At 73.2% G+C, this 17719-nt stretch carries 18 protein-coding genes; 14 read left to right on the top strand and 4 right to left on the bottom strand.

Features of this window, described 5'->3' with window-relative positions; all coding sequences use genetic code 11:
- Positions 1-2 precede the first annotated feature (2 nt).
- Positions 3-548, bottom strand: a complete 546-nt coding sequence (locus WME96_RS44950; protein WP_061619128.1) for a hypothetical protein — start codon at positions 546-548, stop codon at positions 3-5.
- A 176-nt stretch (positions 549-724) separates the two neighbouring features.
- Between WME96_RS44950 and WME96_RS44945 the strand changes: the two genes are divergently transcribed.
- A complete protein-coding gene (locus tag WME96_RS44945; RefSeq protein ID WP_437287689.1) occupies positions 725-1414 on the top strand; it encodes a hypothetical protein in 690 nt (229 codons plus the stop codon).
- A gap of 236 nt (positions 1415-1650) precedes the next feature.
- Positions 1651-2445 (top strand): hypothetical protein, encoded by a 795-nt coding sequence (locus WME96_RS44940; RefSeq protein ID WP_437287688.1) that lies wholly within the window; start codon positions 1651-1653, stop codon positions 2443-2445.
- Between the two features lie 180 nt (positions 2446-2625).
- On the opposite strand, the gene WME96_RS44935 is transcribed toward WME96_RS44940, so the two are convergent.
- Positions 2626-2802 carry a hypothetical protein gene (locus WME96_RS44935; RefSeq protein ID WP_437287687.1) on the bottom strand — a complete coding sequence of 59 codons (177 nt, stop codon included), beginning with the start codon at positions 2800-2802 and terminating at the stop codon, positions 2626-2628.
- Positions 2803-3017: 215 nt separating this feature from the next.
- Here WME96_RS44935 and thiO point away from each other — a divergent pair, with 215 nt between their 5' ends.
- The gene (gene thiO, locus WME96_RS44930) at positions 3018-4127 is read left to right on the top strand and encodes a glycine oxidase ThiO (RefSeq protein ID WP_437287686.1); all 1110 of its coding nucleotides are present in this window, start codon (positions 3018-3020) and stop codon (positions 4125-4127) included.
- 105 nt (positions 4128-4232) lie between these two features.
- A complete protein-coding gene (locus WME96_RS44925; RefSeq protein WP_437287685.1) occupies positions 4233-4718 on the top strand; it encodes a hypothetical protein in 486 nt (161 codons plus the stop codon).
- 30 nt (positions 4719-4748) lie between these two features.
- Here WME96_RS44925 and WME96_RS44920 read toward each other — a convergent pair whose 3' ends face one another.
- The gene (locus WME96_RS44920) at positions 4749-5957 is read right to left on the bottom strand and encodes an Acg family FMN-binding oxidoreductase (protein ID WP_437287684.1); all 1209 of its coding nucleotides are present in this window, start codon (positions 5955-5957) and stop codon (positions 4749-4751) included.
- Positions 5958-6082: 125 nt separating this feature from the next.
- Here WME96_RS44920 and WME96_RS44915 point away from each other — a divergent pair, with 125 nt between their 5' ends.
- From WME96_RS44915 to WME96_RS44875, 9 genes are all read left to right on the top strand, one after another.
- On the top strand, positions 6083-7024 hold the full coding sequence (locus WME96_RS44915; RefSeq protein WP_437287683.1) for a LysR family transcriptional regulator: 942 nt from the start codon (positions 6083-6085) through the stop codon (positions 7022-7024).
- A 425-nt stretch (positions 7025-7449) separates the two neighbouring features.
- Positions 7450-8121 carry a hypothetical protein gene (locus WME96_RS44910; RefSeq protein WP_437287682.1) on the top strand — a complete coding sequence of 224 codons (672 nt, stop codon included), beginning with the start codon at positions 7450-7452 and terminating at the stop codon, positions 8119-8121.
- Between the two features lie 164 nt (positions 8122-8285).
- Positions 8286-9587, top strand: a complete 1302-nt coding sequence (locus WME96_RS44905) for a DUF3237 domain-containing protein (protein WP_437287681.1) — start codon at positions 8286-8288, stop codon at positions 9585-9587.
- Between the two features lie 266 nt (positions 9588-9853).
- Positions 9854-10438, top strand: coding sequence for an RNA polymerase sigma factor (locus WME96_RS44900; RefSeq protein WP_437287680.1), 585 nt, complete (start codon positions 9854-9856; stop codon positions 10436-10438).
- Positions 10378-11130, top strand: a complete 753-nt coding sequence (locus WME96_RS44895) for an anti-sigma factor family protein (protein WP_437287679.1) — start codon at positions 10378-10380, stop codon at positions 11128-11130. Before WME96_RS44900 ends, WME96_RS44895 begins: the two co-directional genes overlap by 61 nt.
- A 21-nt stretch (positions 11131-11151) precedes the next feature.
- Entirely contained in the window at positions 11152-12255 is a 1104-nt protein-coding gene (locus WME96_RS44890) for a cytochrome c biogenesis protein/redoxin (RefSeq protein ID WP_437287678.1), read from the top strand.
- A gap of 382 nt (positions 12256-12637) precedes the next feature.
- Positions 12638-13813 carry an SMP-30/gluconolactonase/LRE family protein gene (locus WME96_RS44885; protein ID WP_437287677.1) on the top strand — a complete coding sequence of 392 codons (1176 nt, stop codon included), beginning with the start codon at positions 12638-12640 and terminating at the stop codon, positions 13811-13813.
- Between the two features lie 280 nt (positions 13814-14093).
- Complete coding sequence (locus WME96_RS44880; RefSeq protein WP_437287676.1) at positions 14094-14477, top strand: hypothetical protein; 384 nt, start codon at positions 14094-14096, stop codon at positions 14475-14477.
- Positions 14478-14710: 233 nt separating this feature from the next.
- On the top strand, positions 14711-15730 hold the full coding sequence (locus WME96_RS44875; protein ID WP_437287675.1) for a hypothetical protein: 1020 nt from the start codon (positions 14711-14713) through the stop codon (positions 15728-15730).
- A gap of 77 nt (positions 15731-15807) precedes the next feature.
- Here the strand turns inward: WME96_RS44875 and WME96_RS44870 are convergent, their stop codons facing one another.
- On the bottom strand, positions 15808-16236 hold the full coding sequence (locus tag WME96_RS44870) for a (deoxy)nucleoside triphosphate pyrophosphohydrolase (RefSeq protein WP_437287674.1): 429 nt from the start codon (positions 16234-16236) through the stop codon (positions 15808-15810).
- 414 nt (positions 16237-16650) lie between these two features.
- Between WME96_RS44870 and purM the strand changes: the two genes are divergently transcribed.
- A complete protein-coding gene (gene purM / locus WME96_RS44865; RefSeq protein ID WP_437287673.1) occupies positions 16651-17697 on the top strand; it encodes a phosphoribosylformylglycinamidine cyclo-ligase in 1047 nt (348 codons plus the stop codon).
- Positions 17698-17719: the final 22 nt, after the last annotated feature.

Raw genomic sequence — 17719 nt, 5'->3', positions numbered from 1 at the left:
CCTCAGTCCGAGGCCTTCGCGGGGGGCGGGCCCATCTGGATGCGCTCGCCGAGGTAGGCGCCGATCAGCGTGAACAGCACGCCGATGAGCGCCATGATCACGTACATGAAGAGCGGCATCGTCCGCACGGTCTGGCTCTGCAGGAGATAGAAGACCGTCGGGATCGCGACGAGGAACGAGGCGACCACCGGCTCCAGGAAGGTCTTGCCGGGCGAGATCATGCCGAGGAGGACGCCGCCGATGAACCAGACCGGGATGGCGACGATCATCCCGTTCGACCCCTCGAAGTCGAGCTGCTGCACGATCATGGGGAGGCCGCCCACGAGCGCCGCGGTGAGCAAGCTCTGCAGGACCAGGGCGATGAGGCACCAGAGGATGGAGAAGCCCTCCTGCTGGTAGCGGCGGTGGCGATCGAGGTCGGCGTCGCGGAGAGGCTGCAGAGAGCCCATCCGGGCGCCGCAGGCGACGCAGCGCCCGCTCGCCGTCACCGAGGCGTTGTTCGCGCCGCACGACGGGCAGACGATGGAGCTGTCATTCTTCGAGGCCATCGCGGCTAGGCTAGGCAAGCCGCCGCGGGCGGGCAAGCGCGCGCCGACCGGAACCGCCCCGGGGCGCCGTTGTCTGGTGCAGGGTGGGCCGTCGCGCGGCCCGGCCGAGCGCGTGAGCGGAGCGCGGCGCGGCTCGTGCACCCCGGCCCGCGCTCCGGCTATATACTCGGCGAAGCGTGCCCACCGACCCGACCTCGACCCTGGAATCCTTGCCGCGCGGCCCGGGCGGCCCTGGTCTCGACCTGACGGGGCCCGATCCGGAGCTGCTCGCGCTGCCCGCGCCGCCGCGGCAGGAGCGCACGGTGACGGTGGTCCTGATGGCGGTGACCGCGATCGCCGCGCTGTGGATGGCGATCGCGCTGCTCGGCGAGGCGCGCTACGCGCTGTCGCCCGGCCGTCCCGCGGACGTGGGCGATCTCGCGCCGCTGCGCCCGACGGCGGACCTCGCGAACCGCTACGTGCGGGCCGCGGGTCTGCTCGGGACGCGCGGCGCGATCCGGTACGGGCGGGCCGCGGAGGGCGACTCCTTCCGGCTGGCGCCGGTGGCCGGCAACCCGGGGCTGTGGGTGGAGATCCGGGTGCCGGAGGGCTTCGAGGGCCCGCGCTTCGTGCCGCCGAGCACGTTCGCAGGTCGGCTCGTGCCGTTCAGGAGCGCGGGCATCCGGCACGCGCGGCTCGCCGCCGAGGTCGAGGAGCAGACGGGGACGGCCGTGACGGACGACGCCTGGCTGCTCATCGACGGCAGCTCGCCGCGCGCGTCGCGCTGGGCGGTCGCGCTGGTGGCGCTGTTCCTGGGGTTCGCGGGCTGGAACCTGTTCGGGATCGCGCGGGTGCTGCACCGCGTGCGGGACGCGAAGTCAGCGTGAGGGGCGCGCAGGAAGCGTGAAGGGCGCGCGGAGCGCGCGCTCCGGTTCTTGACGCGCTCGTCGCGGGGGAGCAGGACGCTGCCCGTCCACCGATGCCCAGGGTCACCTTTGTCAACGAGCACATGACGGTCGAGGCCGAGCCGGGCCGGCTCCTCAGCGAGATCGCGGCCGAGCTCGGGATCGCGGTCTGCCGCGAGACGTTCCGCGGCACGGGCATCGGCGACTACACGTGCTGGGTGAAGGGGGAGCCCGGCGCGACGTCGCCCCCGACGTTCGTGGAGCGGCTGCTCGGCGCGAGAGGCCAGCGGCGGATGGCGAACAGGACGCGCGTGCTCGGCGACGTGCAGGTCTGGACCCAGGCCGGCCCGGGCAACCGCCTGCGCGCGCCGCGGCCGATCGCGCCGCCGCCGAGCCCGGCGACGGATCCGGAGGCGCCGCGCAAGCCGATCGACGCGAGCGGCAGCGCGGCGTTCCCGTACGGCGATCCGCGCGCGGTCGGCAAGGGCGCGCGGGAGCCGATCGCGGCGGGCGCGCTCGAGGCGAAGGCGGCGAAGGAGAAGAAGGCGAAGGCGGCGGCCGCGGCGCCGGCGAAGGCGCCGGAGGCGGCGGCGGGCGCCGAGGCGGCGGCGGGCGCCGAGACGGCGGCGGCGCCGGCGGTGAAGGCTGCAGCGAAGGGGCCCAGGGCTGCGGCGGCGGCCGCGGAGGCGGCGGCCGAGACGATGCCAGCGGCCGAGGGGGCTGCGACGACTCCGAAAACGGCCACCCCGGCCGCGGAAACCGCCTCAGCGGCCGCGGTCCCCCCCACCTCGGCCACGGAAACCGCCTCAGCGGCCGCGGAAACCGCCACCGCGGCTCCGAAAATCGCCTCAACGGCTCAAGAAACCGCCACCGCGGCTCCGAAAATCGCCTCAACGGCTCAAGAAACCGCCTCAGCGGCCACGGAAATCGCGGCAACGCCCCCCGAGGTCGAGGCCCAGGCGCCTGGATCCGCAGCGACAGCCAAGGAGCGCGACGGAGGGGCGTCGGCGTAGCGTTCGTCACGCGCTCACTCCCTGACACGCGGACGAACTCGGAGGCGTCGAGGGGGATGCCTCCAGGACCCACGTGCCGGCTGATGGCCTTGTACCAGGGCTTGATGCGCTCGAACTCGATCCAACGTTGGAAGGGTCGAGCAGCCGCACGTCAGCTGAGGACGTCGGGTGAGAGGTCCATCAAAGTCCCTCCTTGTCGGGCACGTGAGGAGCGGCGATGTCCTTCACCGCTGCCGGAGCGACGTCCCCTCGAGCGACCCAGAAAACCGCCGCTGCCAGCCGCATCTCCTCGGCGACCTGCTGCGGGGTCTTGGGCGTACGGAACGCATCTTCCCGGATTTCGATGACGATGCGCATCGAGATGCCTCCTGTTGCTTCAGCACCCTGGAACAACGATCACGTCGATCAAGCGAGAAATAAACCGCCAAGAAGCCAATCGCGTCTCGCGCTGCCCGCCTGCGCCGATGGATCCGGCGGCACCACCACCCCGCGCCATGCCGCGGCGCGCCGCTGCCCCCTCCCCTCCCGGTTGCCCGGCTGCCCTCCGCCCCCGGCGTGCTATGCACGCGCCGATGAGCGACGTGGTGGTGATCGGCGGCGGCGTGGCCGGGTGCGCGTCGGCGCTCGCCCTCGCGCGGCGCGGGCTGTCCGTCAGCGTCCTCGAGCGCAACCCGGGCGAGGGCGCCTCGTGGGCGGCGGCGGGCATCATCGGCCCCCAGCTCGAGGCCGCGGGCGACGGCCCCCTCGCGCGGCTCTGCCTCGCGAGCCGCGACCTCTACCCGGAGCTCGCCGCCTCGCTCGCCGAGGCGACGGGCCTCGACGTGGGCTTCCGGCAGAGCGGCGCGCTGCGCGTGGCGCTCACGCCGGCCGGGCGCGACGAGATCGCGCGCGAGGTCGCATGGCAGCGCGACGCCGGCCTCGCCGTGGAGCTCTGCGACGGCGAGGCGGCGCGGGCGCGCGCGCCGGCGCTCTGCGACGAGGTCGCCGGCGGCGTGTGGTTCCCCGACGAGGCGCGGCTCGATCCGCCGTCGCTCATGCGCGCGCTGCGCATCGCGGCAGAGCGCGCCGGCGTGCAGTTCCGCACCGGGGCGACCGTCCGGCGCGTCCTCGTCGAGCGCGAGCAGGCGCGCGGGGCGCAGCTCGAGGACGGGACCCGGGTCGAGGCGCGCTGGACGGTGGTCGCCGCGGGGAGCTGGTCGTCGCTGCTCGAGGCCTCGGGCCTCGCGCCCGCAGCGGTGCGCCCGGTGCGCGGGCAGATCGTCGAGCTCACGCCGGCGTCGCCGGTGCTCTCGCAGGTGATCTTCGGGCCCGGGTGCTACCTGTCGCCGCGCGACGACGGGCGCGTGCTGGTCGGCGCGACCATGGAGTTCGCCGGTTACGTCACCGCCGTGACGGCGCGCGCCGTCCGCGATCTGCTGACCGCGGCGCTCCGGCTCGTGCCCGCGCTCGGCGACGCGCCGATCGGCCGGACCTGGGCCGGGCTCCGGCCGCACACGAAGGACGATCTGCCGATCCTCGGAGAGGGGGAGATCCCGCGCCTCGTCTTCGCGACAGGGCACTTCCGCAACGGCGTGCTCCTCGCCCCGGTGACCGCGAAGATCGTCGCGGCGCTGATCGCGGGCGAACGGCCGCCGCTGGATCTGACGCCCTTCTCGCCCGGGCGGCCCGGCCTCGCCGGCTGAGCGCCACGGCCCCCGGCCGCCGCCGCCCCGCCGCGCCCTCCGGCGGCCAGGCCGGGGCAGGCCGGCGTGCGTTCGCCGCGCGGAGCGCCTACGCTGAGCGCCGCGATGCCGCCAACCTGCGAGATCATCCCGATCCGGTTCTACTTCCATTGCGGCTGGGCCATCCAGGTCGATCCCTCCTTCGACTCCGAGCTCCTGTACGGCGGGGAGACGCTGCGGATGTTCGATCCGGGCGAGCGCCGCGAGGTCTCGCTCTCGTCGATGATCTACCGGCGGCACGACGGCGCCCCCTTCACGGCCAAGGAGGTGCTGGACACCTTCCCGCCGCACGAGATGTCCGGGCTGCGCTACGAGCACGAGGCGGGGCAGCTCGCGGGCGCCGCGCTGTGGATGCACGGCGAGAGCGACGACGAGCCGGAGCCGTGCTGGGTGCTCATGGCGATCATGGTGTGTCCCGAGGCCGGCCGCCTCGCGCGCTGCACCATCGTCTGCAAGGACGAGTCGGACCGGGACTGGGCCGTCGACACCTGGCGGAGCATCACGCGGACCCCGCCCCCCGTGCAGCTCCGCCCTGGCGCGGCCACGAGCTAGCGCCCACGCGATGCCTTCTCCCCCGGGCGCTCAGCGCGCGCGGATCACGTCCTCCGCTGCGCGGCGGAGCCCGGGCACGCCCGCTCGCACCGCATGGCCCAGCCGGAACGCCATCGTGGGCTGCCAATCGCCGAGACGCAGCGCACCCGCGAACGAGCGCTCCATGGCCGGCGCTCGCCCGAGCTGGCGCTCGCGGTCGATGACCTCCGGCACCTGGCTCAGCGGCTGCATTGCGATCCCGCGCGCGGTCGCCCAGAGCTGCATTCGTTGCCACAGGCGCCCCGCGCGGAGCGTCGCGCCGAGGTCGTAGCGATCGCGGGCGGCGATGACGCCGGTGATGGGGTCGCCCGCGAGATGGACGTCGCGCGTCACGCGGAGCCAGTCGTCGTGCATCCGCTCCGGAGACGGCCTGGGCATCAGCTTGACGGCGGTCGTGAGCAGCGGGCCGAGCCCCATCACGTCGAAGGTCAGCCCGTCCCGGTGGGCCCGCGCCGCCTCGGGCGTGAGCCGGAACCACGCGTCGCTGTCCTCGATCATCGACGCGTCGCGCGCGATGATCTCGGTGGCTCGCAGCGTGTGGGCCGCGAAGATCTCCCGCTGATCCGGGCGCTCGAGCCAGACGATCTCGATCGACGCGCGATCCTCGTTCAGGCTCGACAGCTCCCGGAGCGCCGCGGCGGGCACGCGCTGCGCTCCGTAGGGGCCGCGGTTCGTGTGCCGCTCCGCGATGGCCCGCGCGAGCGGCGACTCCGCCCCACCTGGCTCGAGCCGCACGGTGGCCACCCGGGTCGGCGGCGCCGCCCGCGTGTCGAAGAGCGGCAGTCGTCCGGCGCCGAGCTCCACGCGAGTCGTCCAGCCCATCGACCCCGCCGCGAGCGCCAGGTTCTCGATCGCGCAGCCGAGCCCGATGTGCATCTCGCGCCCGAACGGGTCCATGTCGCCGAGCGATCGAGACGGATCCGAGAACACGTCGATCCGGTCCTCGTGGAGCTCGAAGAGCCACGGCTGCGTGTTGTGCGGGCTCGCGGCGAGCACCGCTGCGCGCACGAGCTCGATCGGCCCGACGCCGCGCTCCCCGCGGAACGCGGTCCACGGCGCGAACGGCGCTCCCCGCCGGTCATCGAACACGCCCCGACCGGCCGCGTACCGGCCCATGCCGCCGGCGACGGCGAGCGCCGCGACGCCTCCGAGGAGGCGCCGCCGGGAGATCCTGGGTTCCATGTCCGTGATTCGCTTCATGATCCGCACCATCCCTCCGGAAGACATTGGGCCGAGCTCCACGAGCGACGGCCACGCGCACAGGGTGGGGCGGCGCGGATGATTAGGAAAGTGAATGTCCCGAATAGGTTGTATTAGATTCACTGATGCCCGGCGACCTCCCCGACGACCTGAGCCTCCTGCTCGCGCTCGACGTGCTGCTGCGCGAACGGCACGTGACGCGCGCGGCGAAGCGGCTGGGCGTCACGCAGTCGGCCGCGAGCCAGCGGCTCGCGCGTCTCCGCGAGTTCTTCGGCGATGCGCTGCTCGCTCCGGGGCGGCCGCTGCTCGCCCTGACCCCTCGCGCGCAGGCGCTGGCCGACCCGCTGGCGCAGGCGCTGGCGAGCTTGCGGGCGGCGATCCAGGCGGGCGCTCCGTTCGATCCCTCGACGTCCGAGCGCCGGTTCGTGCTGCTCGGCAACGACCTGCTCGAGGCGGCCGCCCTGCCGCGGCTCCTGCCGATCCTGGCGCGCGAGGCCCCGCGCGCCGCGGTGCAGGTGGACCGGGCCGACGCGGACTTCGTGAAGCGGCTCGAGGGGGGCACGGCCGATATGGCCTTCGTCCCCGAGTTCCTCGTGCCGCCGTCGTTGCGGCAGCTCCGCTTGCCTGACGAGCGCTTCGTCACCTTGATGCGCGAGGGCCACCCCGCCGCGTCGCGGCGGCTCACGCTGGAGCGCTACCTGGAGCTCGGACACGTGCTGATCGCGCCGCACGGCATGCCAGGCAGCCTGGTCGATCGCGCGCTCGAGGCGGTGGGGCGGCGCCGCCGGGTCGTCGCGCAGGTCCAGCATTTCGTGACGGTGCCTTTCCTCGTCGCGGCCTCCGACCTCGTGGTGACGTGTCCCGCGGCGGTCGCGGCGCTCGCGGCGCCCTTCGGCCTCCGCGCGGCCCGGCCCCCCGTCGAGCTCGGGCTGGACCGCGTCTCTGCCGTATGGCACGAGCGCATGCACGACGACCCCGGCCATCGCTGGCTGCGCGCTCAGATCGTCAAGGTCATCGGCGCGCCTCCCGCCTCCCGGCAGGCGTCGCGTGGCCGCCGCGTCGAGTGAAGCCGCGGCTCGGCTCAACGTGGGTCGGGTCGCGCCTTGCTCGCTGGCGCGGTCTCCGACACGGGGGCGCTCTGACAAGCTGAAATTTTACCGCGGGATCGACACCACTCCAGGGCGAGTGCATCCGTCGATTTTGGTGGACGCAAACTGGTGAGCTCCAGTACAGCGTTACCTCGTCATTCCGTTGTGGACGTGGGGAGGCTGGGGGCTCGTGGCGCGCCGCGAGGGGGATCGGAAGGACCGGTTCTCCACGGACCATCGCGCCATGACGGGCGTTTGGTGCCGTGATGAACGCGCGGGCGCGGGGCGCGCGCGGTGGACCGAGCCGGAAGAGGCGTGGTGCGGCGCTGCCCTGTGGAGGTCGCGACGCCGGATGGCTGCTCCGGGAGCAGCGAGCCAGCAGGAGGCCAATCGTGCATCGAGTCATGGTTCAGATTTTCTGCCGTCGTCCCTCGCTCACAGAGATGGACGCGCTGTTTGCCATGGGCGTCGACCTCGTGGGTTGGGCTGTGGAGCCGCGCGCCGAGGATGCCCTGGATCTATCACGGCAGATCGTGGAACGAGCGCGGCGAGCGAAGGTCGGGACGTGCCTGCTGATCCTCTCCTCGACGATCTCGGAGATCGAGGCGGTCGGGCGGGTGGTCTCCTCCGATTACCTCCTGACGCCCACCGAGTGGAAATACGATGGCTCGTTGCGAGAGCTGGCGACGCGCCTTTCGCCACAGCCCTCCCTGATGACGTCGGTCCCGGTGCGCGCCGCCGGATCGAGCGCGGTGCTGGCTTCTGACGAGATCGCGAGCCAGCTCGACGAGTTCGCTGGTTGTCTGATCCTGGACACCTGCCTGGATCCCTCGGATCCACAGCGCAGCGGGTTCACGGGGAAGGTCGCTGACTGGCAACAATGCGCGCGGATCGTCAAGGCCTCACGACGCCCCGTCATGCTCGCCGGAGGGCTGAGTCGCGAGAACGTCGTCGCCGCGATCCGCGAGGTGAGCCCCTGGGCGGTCGACGCGTGCACCTCGCTCGAACTGCCGGATCGCACGAAGGACCTCGCCAGGTGCGAGGCGTTCATCGAGGCGGTGCACGCGATGCGCTGAGCCGCCGCATGCGCGGCGCTGGCGGCGCGGGTGCCGGTGCACTCCGGTCGCGTGGGCCGGCACAGGCACAGCTTCAGCACCAGTAGAATTTGACGCTCGCCCGGATCGCCCAGTCCTCCAGGGTGGGCGTGGCGCCTCGCATCGAGGCATAGGTGAATATGCCTATGCCTCGCGCCCGAGGGCTCGGGTACGACGTCGTTGCGGTCACCTGGTTCGGGTGGCGCGAGGACGGTCTGCCCATGAAGCTCTTGATGATCGGTATCCTTGGCATCTGCGCTGCTGGGTGTGGTCAGGCAGGCGAGGATGGCAGTACAGGAACGACGAGCAGCAGCTCGGGCGACGCGACGTCGGGCGGTCCTGGTGGGACGACCGGCACCACGGGCGACGCCGGCACGGGAGGCGCGGGCAGCGGAAGCACCGGAACCGGTGGCGCAGTGGACACCGGCAGCGGCAGCGGCAGCGCAGGCGGGAGCGTGGGCACCGGCGGCGGCGGCGGCAGCCCCGGCGGCGACGAGGCGACGATCGTCCCCGACCCCTCGTGGACATGCGGCATGCCCGACGGCATTCCGCTCCCCACGCTCGGCAAGCCCGTCTTTCGGGCGACGCTCGAGCTCGGCGAGACCCACGATGTCGGGACCACCCAGTTCGGGCACCGCCGCCTCCTCGACGTGAAGGGGGGCACGCTCACGGGCGACAAGATCCAGGCCACGTTCCTCACGGGCGGCATGGATCTCGAGCTCACGCTCTCGAACGGGTCCGTCGAGCTCGAGGAGATCAACATCCTGAGAGCGAGCGACGGCACCCTCATCTACCTGCGGAGCTGCGGCGTCGCCGCCGCCGGCGATGGGGTCGTCCGGGTCGTCCCGGACTTCGAGGTCGCTCAATCGAGCTCGCTCGCCTGGCTGAACACAGGGAAGTTCGCGGGCACCCGCGTCGTCGACGCCGCGGCGGGCACGATCCAGCTCGACATCTACGACATCGCCGACGTGGCCGCCGGAGAGCCGAAGATCCAGCTCAAGGATCCCGAGGGCGTTCCCAACCAAACGTGGGAGTGCTCGACGGCGACCGGGGCGAGGGGCTCGAGCGTGTTCACCGAGTCCGTCACGCTCGGCGGTTCCATTTCCGTCGGCGCGAGCAAGCGCGGCACGCGCAACATCATCCCCATCACCGGGGGCACCGTCACCGGGGGAATGCTCCTCAGCGGCCTGTCGGGCTCGGTGCTCCCCGGAGGCGCAGACTACCAGCTCATCGGAGCGACCACGGTGCTGGACGCCAGGTACGCGCTCTCCTCGAACGATGGCGAGGTCATCGTCGTGAGGAACTGTGGACCGTTCGGCGCGCTCATTCCGGTCTTCGAGACGCGCGCGGACGGCCCCTATGCCATCCTCAACACGAAGCAGTATGTGAGCTCCGACCCGGGAGGCGCGGCGGGCGGGGTGAGCCTCACCTTCTACGAACGCCGGTAGAACAGCCTCTGTCCGGCTGCGGCGCGAGGTGGCGGTGGACCCGCGCCCGCGCCGGAGCGGCGAAGGGCCGATCGCACCCGGTGACCCGGCCCACGGGACCGAAGGGCTGCCGTCCGCCCCCCTGCGTCGCCCGCCACCGTCCCGGTGGGCCGGATCGCCTCGCCGCCAACTTCGCGCGCGGTCAGGAACTTTTCGCGGGGCTCGCCGTGTCCTGGGAGTGTCCTGGGAACCAGGTGGCCTGAGGCCCCCTGCTCCCGGTCCAGCCCATGCCCACGTTTCCCCACGCATCGTTCGTCGACCGGCTCCTCGCCGAGCTCCCGTGCCTCCTGCGCGCGGCGCGCCGCCTGACGCGCTCCGAGCAGGACGCGGAGGATCTGGCGCAGGCGACGGTCGTGCGCGCGATCGAGCGGCACGCCGACCTGCGCGACGAGGATCGCATGCGCGCGTGGCTGCTCCGCATCGAGCGATCGGTGCTGCTCAACGCGACGCGGGGGGCGCGGCAGCGCCTCGAGGTGATCGAGGGCGGGCGCGGCGCCGAGGCGGCGCCGGAGCCGCAGGGCGATCTGGAGGCGGAGCTGCTCGAGCGCGGCTTCGCGGACGAGGTCGAGCGCGCGCTCGCGCGCTTGCCCCCGGAGTGGCGCGAGGCGCTGCTCCTGCGGGAGGTCGAGGATCTTTCCTACGAGGAGATCGCCGAGCTCCAGGGGTGCCCCGTGGGCACGGTGCGATCACGGCTCTCGCGGGCGCGGCTCGCGCTCGTCGAGGGCCTCTCCGAACGGCACGAGGAGACGTCATGGCAGGGTGCAACCGCGAGTGGTTCGAGAACATTTCGGCGTGGCACGACGACGAGGTGACCCCCGAGGACGCGGCGCGGATCGAGGCGCACCTCGCCGCCTGCGGGCCCTGCCGGCGCGCCGTGGAGGTCCTCGGCGGCGTGCGGCGCGCGCTCGTCGCGAAGGCGGACGGGGAGGTCCCGAAGCGCCTGCGCGATCGGGCGGAGGCCGCCGCGCGGGACGCGCGGAATGCGCACGCGCGGCGCCGCGGCCGCTGGGCGATCACGGCCGCCCTCGCCGCGGCCGCGGCGGCCGCCGCGTTGCTCGTCGGCAGCCCGAGCCGCGGCGTGGGCGCGGCGATGGCGGACGAGCTCGTGAGCCACCACGTGCGCGGCTTCGCGCGCGAGCGCCCGTGCGACTTCGAGTCCTCGGATCCGGGCGCCGTCGCCGGGTGGCTCGAGGGGAAGCTCGGCTACGCGGTCACCGTCCCGGCGGTCTCCGGCGCCCGGCTGCTCGGGGCGCGTCTCTGCCAGATCGGCGACACGCGCACGGCGGCGCTCATGTACGAGAGCGGGGACAAGCCGCTCACGGTGTTCGTGCCGCCGCCCAGCTCCGACGCCGCGACGGCCGCGCGCGCGCTGGCCGGGCGCGGCGTGGGGTGCACCCGGGGGCCGCTCGGCAACGCGATCTGCGCGAGGAGCGTGGAGCAGCCGGTGCTCGCGGTCGCCGAGGTGGACGTGGCGGCGCTCGCGCCGGCGCTTGGACGGCCCTGATCTCGCCCATCACGAGGACCCATGACGATCGGCTCATTGATCACGCTCTTCGGCGCCGGGCTGCTGACGTTCGCGTCGCCCTGCGTGCTCCCGATGCTCCCCGTCTACCTGTCGGCCATGGGCGGCGCCGGGGCGCTCGGCGGTCCAGACCGCGCCGCGGTGAAGCGCAGCGTGCGCCTCGCCGGCATCGGCTTCGCCCTCGGCCTCGCGATCGTGCTCGTGGCGCTCGGCGCCGGCGCGTCGGCGATCGCCGCGGCCCTCGCGCCCCACCGGGGCGCGTTCACCGTCGCGTCCGGCGTGATCCTGGCGCTCTTCGGCGCGAAGCTCCTCGGCGTGCTGCGCCTGCCGTGGCTGGAGCGCGAGGCGCGCCCGCTCCTCTCCCGCCTCCCGGGCGCGGGCGGCTTCTGGGGAGGCATGCTCTTCGGGATCGCCTTCGCGGCAGGGTGGACGCCGTGCGTCGGCCCGGTGCTGGGCGCCGCGCTGACCTACGCGGCCAGCGCGGGCGCCAGCCCGCTCACCGGCGCCATCCAGCTCGGCGCGTACGCCGCGGGCCTCGCCGCGCCGCTCGTCGTCGCGGCCTTCGCCGGGCCCACGGCCGTCGAGCTCGCGCGGCGCGTGATGCCGGCCACGCCGGTCCTCCAGCGCGCGACGGGGGCGCTGCTCGTGGCGCTCGGGATCGCGTTCGCGACCGGCCGTCTGGGCGCCCTCTCGCCGGCGCCCGCGGCGGCCGTGGCAGCCAGCGCGCCCTGCGACAGCGGCCCCGCCGGCGCGTGCGCGGCCCCCGAGGGCGTCGTGGAGCACGGCGACGTCGCGCTGCCCGAGGGAAAGCCCCGGCTTGTCGAGTTCGAGAGCGCGCATTGCGCGGTGTGCGAGCGCATGGCGCCGCTCGTGAAGGAGCTCGAGGCGCGCTGCACCAGGGAGGACGACACCGTCGTGCGCATCCGGGTCGACGAGCCTCGCGGGCAGGCCCTCGCGGCCCATTACAACGTACGCTTCGTGCCGACGTTCCTCAGCGTCGACGCCGCCGGGCAGGAGGTGGAGCGCGCCGTCGGCGAGCTGCCCCGCCAGCGGCTCGCGAGCCTGCTCGGCGACGTCCGCGGCGAGGCTTGCCCCCCTGCGCTGTGAGCGACCGCGGCCAGGCGCTCTCCCTCATCACCCCCGGAACCACCCGAGCTCCGCGGAGCGCCACGTACCCGTTCGGGCAGGAGACAGTCTCCGGATGAGCCACGGAACCTCGATCGCCAACGAGAGATACAGCCGGTGGGCGCCCGAGGCATCACCTCGAATTTTTCGGAAAATTCACAGGGAGACGGAGAGACGGGGAGGAACCTCTTCAAACACTCCCTGTCTCCACCCTCCCTGTTCAATTCCCCCGCTGAAAAGGGCTGCAACGTGAGGGGATTCCCCAGGGTGGGCACTCCTGCTCATGCGCCTGGTTTTGACCGCAGCCTGCTGGTGACATGTGGTAAGTCATGTTGAGCGCCTCTCGGCGCGGAGGTCCTTGCTTATGAGAGCTCGATTTTCGTTGTTGCTATCGGTAATCCTGTCCGCCGCCGGGGGCGGCTGTGGTGACGGCGACGATCCTGGCGGATCCTCGTCGGAGGGGGGCTTCGATCCGGGCGGTTCCACCGGAGGCCAGATCGCCACGGGGAGCAGCGCCGGCACGGGCACGAGCGGGGCGACGACGGCGAGCGGGACAGGGGGCGATGGCGCGGGCGCGGGTACAGGCAACGGGAGCGGCGGAGGCGGGCTCGGAGAGGGCGGGCCCGGCGGCGGGGGCGGCGGGGGCGGCGGGGGCGGCGACCAGGGGATCTGCCCGGGAGGACCGTATGCGGCCGATCCGCTGCCGGCGGACCGCAGGGTGCAGCGGGTGCGGGGCGGGTTCGACTACGTCGAGGGGCCGGTCTGGGTCGCCGAGCTCGGCGCGCTGTTCTTCTCGGAGATTCACCTCATGCAGCAGAACCAGCCGCCGCTCAATGGCCCGCGGGCGACGATCCACCGGTTCACGCCTCCCGACGCGTTCGAGGTGTTCGTCGAGAACAGCTCGACGAACGGACTCGGTTTATCCGCGGACGGGAACCTGATCGCGTGCACCCACGACACGCGCAGCATCTCCATCTTCGACCTCGGCACGAAGGCGCGGCGCCCGGTGGCCGAGACCTATCAGGGCAAGCGGTTCAACTCGCCGAACGACGTCGCCGTGCGGGCCGACGGGAACGTCTATTTCACGGATCCGGATTTCCAGCTCACCGGCCGGCCGGAGCTGCCGACGGCCGTGTACCGCGTGTCGCCGTCCGGCGAGGTGAGCGTCGTGGACACGATGGCCCAGCCGAACGGCGTCGCGATCGCGCCCGACGGGCGCACGCTCTACGCCGGCGATTTCGGCGGTCAGATCCGGCGGTATTCGCTGGACGACAGCGGCGCGCCCGGCCCCTCCTCCGGGTTCGCCTCGAACCTCCAGGACGCTGATGGAATGGGCGTCGACTGCGCGGGCAACCTCTATGTCGGGTGGCTCCGCGGCGTCGAGGTCATCGCGCCGGGCGGCGCGAGGCTCGGCACGATCGAGGTGGGGAGCAAGGCGTCGAACATCGCGTTCGGCGGGGCCGATCGGAAGACGCTCTACATCACGGCGAGCGACTCGCTCTATTCGATAGGGGTGAACATCCCCGGGCATCCCTACTGAGGGCGTGGCCCGCCGTCTCGCCCCTCCGCGCCGAGGGAGCGTTAGTTCACGTGCACAGCGAGAGCAGGGTCAGCCATGAGGGCAGCGGGCCCGCACCACCGACGAGCCAGCCTGAACGCCTCGTGCGCGGCCGCTCGGCGAGGGTGGCAGTCTCGCCATCGCCGCTCGGCCGCGCGCCTCCGCGAGGCGAGCGCGTGAAGCGGCTCACCCGCGGAGGCGGGCCCGCGCCCCGGGAGCGCCTGAGCTTGCGGGGGCCGGCCGGCCCCTCTATGTTCTCGTCGTGAAGTACTGTCCTTATCGCGCCTGCCCGCACCGGGAGCGCGTCGGCGCGCCCGCGGAGTTCATGGATCACGTGTCGAGCTGCAGCGACTGCAAGACACCGCTGGTCGACTCCGAGCGTGAGGCGATCGAGGGCATCGCGCCCACGTCCGGCGATCCTTATCGAGGTCCGACCGAGCGCACGAAGGCCGCGTCGGGCCGGCGGGAGAGGCCCGGCAGGAACAACATCGCGATCGGAGCCGCCCTCCTGCTCGTCGGCCTCTCGCTCACCGGCCTGAATTTCATGATGCGGTCCGGCCTGGGGAGGTACGTCGTCGCCCTGGGACTGATGATCTATGGCGCGATCCGCCTCCTCCGCGGGCTCCGCGAGAGGGACGCAGGCTGAGCCCGCCCGGGGCGTCCATCTGCTCGTCGCCCTTCAGCGCCGCGAGGATCGCGTGCCACGGAGGCCCGACCGTCGCGAAGCAATGCATGTACGCGGCGGTGAAGGCGCGCGCGACGTCCCGCCTTGACGCCACCACGAGCGGGTACATAGTGCCAAAGGTAACCTACCAAAGGTAGGTTACTACCAGACAGGCATCGGGCGCGACAGCACGCTCGGCGGAGGAGTCCATTCAGATGGCCACACGAACGATGTCACCCGTTCTCTTGATCGGCGGCTCCGGCCAGGTCGGCGCGCGCGCAGCAAAGGCGCTCCGGCGCCTGCATCCGGACCTCCCGATAGCGATCGCCGGACGCGACGCGCGCAGGGCGTCCGAGGTCGCCGCGGAGGTCGGCGGCCCGACGACGGCGACGGTCGCCGACGTCGGCCGCGACGACCTCGGCCTCGATCGAGGCGCGTCGTTCAGCGCCGTCGTCGCGCTCGTCAAGGACGAGGCGTCGAGCGCGGTGAAGCGCGCGCAGGCGGACGGCGTGCCCCACGTCGCCTTCTCGGACTCGGTCGCGGAGATCGGCCCCGTGGTCGCCCATTACATCGCGCGACCCACGCGCGCTCCCATCCTCATGCTGGGCCACGCCTTCGGCGGCACGGCGACGCTGGCGGCGCTGCACCTCGCGCAGGAGCTCCAGCGCGTCGACGCGATCGCGATCGGCTGCGTTGTCGACGCGGACGACCGCGGCGGCCCCGCATTGCAGGCCGCTTTCGAGCGAGAGGCGCAGAGCGGGCAGGCTCCGCTCGTGCTCCAGGGCGGGAAATGGGCCTGGTTGCTCGGCGACGCGGCGACACGGCGCTTCGTGGACGCCGAGGGCGTGGAGCGCGTTGGCCGGGCCATGCCGCTGCCCGACGTGGTGAGCCTCGCGGCGGCGACCGACGCGCGAGAGATCCGCATCGACATCGCGACGCGCGACGCCGCGACGGGCGGCGCGGGTCACGTGACGGAGCTCGTCGTCGAGGTGTCGGGGCGGCGCCACGACGGCGCGGGCGCGCGGCTGCGCTACGACATCGTCGATACGGACGGCCTCGCGCGCCTCAGCGCGTACGGCGCCGCGATCGCGACGGAGCGCCTGCTGGGGCTCGCGGGCGGTCCCCCCGTCGCCCCAGGGCTCTACAACCCGGAGAGCGTGCTCGACCCAGCGCGCGTCATCGCGCGGGTCGAGGAGCTCGGCGCGCGCGTCCGCCGCACAGACCAGCGCCTCTGACGCGCGACGGGCGGGCCTCGTTCCCACGGGCGCTCGTCATCGACCGGCCTTTCCACCGGGATTGATGACCGGCCAAGCTAGCCGGCCGCGAGGCGCGCACGCACCTTGGCGAGCACCGCGACGTCGGCGGGCGGGAAGAGCTCGTCCCGGAGCTCGGGCGCCTCGGCCCAGCGCACGGCGGCGACGTCGAGCGCTGCCGGAGCGGGAGACCCTTCGGCGAAGGAAGCCTCGTAGAAGAGCAACAGCACCGGCTTCGCCGGGTAGCGGTGATACGTCACCTCCACGATGTCGCCGACGCGGGCCTCCACGCCGATCTCCTCGCGCAGCTCGCGGACGAGGGCGTCCCGCGGATCCTCGCCGGGCTCGACCTTGCCGCCCGGGAACTCCCACGCGCCCTCGAGGTGGGCGCCCACCTTGCGCTGCGTGAGCAGCACGCGGCCGCGCTCGATCACGACGGCGGCGGCGACGAGGACGAGGGCAGGCGACGAGTCGGACGCGGCGGACATGGGCGCCTAGGATGTCGACCGCGGCGCAGAAGACAAGGCCAGAGAGCCGCTCACGACACCTCCGCAGCGAAGAATCGCCGTCGGTCGGATGCGGCCAAATCCAGCGATAATGTCTCGCCGAGCAACGCAATGCGTGCCGCGCGGCAATGAGCGCGGCGGGGTGGGCGACCACTCCGAGACACGGGCGACCGCTCCACGGCGCGAGGCGCGAGGAGCGGCCGCGCTCGGGGGTGCCGTCCGGCGCTGCGCCGTCCTGCGGCGGCGCGTCGCGGAGCGCGCCTCGGCGGGGTGGCCGCCGCGCTCGCCGCGCCGCTCGCCTCGGCCGGCGAGCGCGGCGAGCGGCGGCGAGCGGCGGCGGCCGCGCCGGGAGCGAGCCCGCTTCCCTTTGCCGCGGAGGTATGGGATGCGCCTCGCATGAGCGTCACATACCGGGAAGCGGGGGTCGATATCGATGCAGGGGACGCGCTCGTCGAGCGCATCAAGCGGCTCGCGAAGCCGACGCGTACCCCCGAGGTGCTGGCCGACGTGGGCGGGTTCGCCGGGCTGTGCATGCTGCCGGGCGGGCTGTCCGAGCCGGTGCTGGTCAGCGGCACCGACGGGGTCGGCACCAAGCTGAAGGTCGCGTTCGCGACGGGCGTCCACGACACGGTCGGCGTCGATCTCGTCGCCATGTGCGTGAACGACGTGCTGACGGTCGGCGCGCGGCCGCTGTTCTTCCTGGATTACTTCGCGACGGGCAAGCTCGACGTCGACGTGGGCGAGGCGGTGGTGCGCGGCATCGCCGAGGGCTGCAAGCAGGCCGGCTGCGCGCTGATCGGCGGCGAGACGGCCGAGCTGCCGGGCATGTACGCGGACGGCGAGTACGACCTCGCCGGCTTCGCCGTGGGCGTGGTCGAGCGCTCGCGCATCCTCGACGGCAAGCGGATCGCGGCCGGCGACGCGGTGATCGGCGTGGCGTCGAGCGGGCTGCACTCGAACGGCTACTCGCTCGCGCGGCGGGTGCTCGAGAAGGAAATGGGGCTCCGGATGAGCGATCGCGTGGACGAGCTCGGCGGGACCGTGGGGGAGACGCTGCTCACGCCGACCCGCATCTACGCGCGCGCGATCACGGCGCTGCTCGCGGCGTGCGGCGATGCGGTCCGGGGGCTGTCGCACATCACGGGCGGCGGCCTGCCGGGGAACCTCCCGCGTGTGCTGCCGGACGGGCTGGGCGCGCAGCTCGACCTCGGCTCGTACCAGCGGCCGGCGGTGTTCCAGGTGCTCCAGCGCGGCGGGCCGGTCGAGGAGGCCGAGATGCGGCGCACGTTCAACCTCGGCGTCGGGCTGGTCGCGGTCGTGGAGAAGGGCGCCGCGGACAAGGCCATCGCGGCGCTCGCCGGCAGCGGCGAGCGGGCGTGGGTGCTCGGCGAGGTGGTGTCGGTCGGCGACGTGCCCTTCGAGGAGCGCGTCCGGTTCGGGTGAGGGCGCCCGCGAGCGCGGCGCG

The sequence above is a fragment of the Sorangium sp. So ce406 genome, assembly GCF_051474675.1.
In the GTDB taxonomy this organism is placed as follows: Bacteria; Myxococcota_A; Polyangia; order Polyangiales; family Polyangiaceae; genus Sorangium; species Sorangium cellulosum_G.
Note: the sequence above shows the minus strand (reverse complement) of the source record. Positions and strands in the feature narration are given on the sequence as shown.

Excerpts from the sequence above, each read along its gene's own strand:
- WME96_RS44950 (WP_061619128.1), bottom strand. The coding sequence starts at position 548 with ATGGCCTCGAAGAATGACAGCTCCATCGTCTGCCCGTCGTGCGGCGCG.
- WME96_RS44935 (WP_437287687.1), bottom strand. The coding sequence starts at position 2,802 with ATGCGCATCGTCATCGAAATCCGGGAAGATGCGTTCCGTACGCCCAAG.
- thiO (WP_437287686.1), top strand. The coding sequence starts at position 3,018 with ATGAGCGACGTGGTGGTGATCGGCGGCGGCGTGGCCGGGTGCGCGTCG.
- WME96_RS44925 (WP_437287685.1), top strand. The coding sequence starts at position 4,233 with ATGCCGCCAACCTGCGAGATCATCCCGATCCGGTTCTACTTCCATTGC.
- WME96_RS44920 (WP_437287684.1), bottom strand. The coding sequence starts at position 5,957 with ATGAAGCGAATCACGGACATGGAACCCAGGATCTCCCGGCGGCGCCTC.
- WME96_RS44915 (WP_437287683.1), top strand. The coding sequence starts at position 6,083 with ATGCCCGGCGACCTCCCCGACGACCTGAGCCTCCTGCTCGCGCTCGAC.
- WME96_RS44910 (WP_437287682.1), top strand. The coding sequence starts at position 7,450 with ATGGTTCAGATTTTCTGCCGTCGTCCCTCGCTCACAGAGATGGACGCG.
- WME96_RS44905 (WP_437287681.1), top strand. The coding sequence starts at position 8,286 with ATGCCTCGCGCCCGAGGGCTCGGGTACGACGTCGTTGCGGTCACCTGG.
- WME96_RS44900 (WP_437287680.1), top strand. The coding sequence starts at position 9,854 with ATGCCCACGTTTCCCCACGCATCGTTCGTCGACCGGCTCCTCGCCGAG.
- WME96_RS44895 (WP_437287679.1), top strand. The coding sequence starts at position 10,378 with ATGGCAGGGTGCAACCGCGAGTGGTTCGAGAACATTTCGGCGTGGCAC.
- WME96_RS44890 (WP_437287678.1), top strand. The coding sequence starts at position 11,152 with ATGACGATCGGCTCATTGATCACGCTCTTCGGCGCCGGGCTGCTGACG.
- WME96_RS44885 (WP_437287677.1), top strand. The coding sequence starts at position 12,638 with ATGAGAGCTCGATTTTCGTTGTTGCTATCGGTAATCCTGTCCGCCGCC.
- WME96_RS44875 (WP_437287675.1), top strand. The coding sequence starts at position 14,711 with ATGGCCACACGAACGATGTCACCCGTTCTCTTGATCGGCGGCTCCGGC.
- WME96_RS44870 (WP_437287674.1), bottom strand. The coding sequence starts at position 16,236 with ATGTCCGCCGCGTCCGACTCGTCGCCTGCCCTCGTCCTCGTCGCCGCC.
- purM (WP_437287673.1), top strand. The coding sequence starts at position 16,651 with ATGAGCGTCACATACCGGGAAGCGGGGGTCGATATCGATGCAGGGGAC.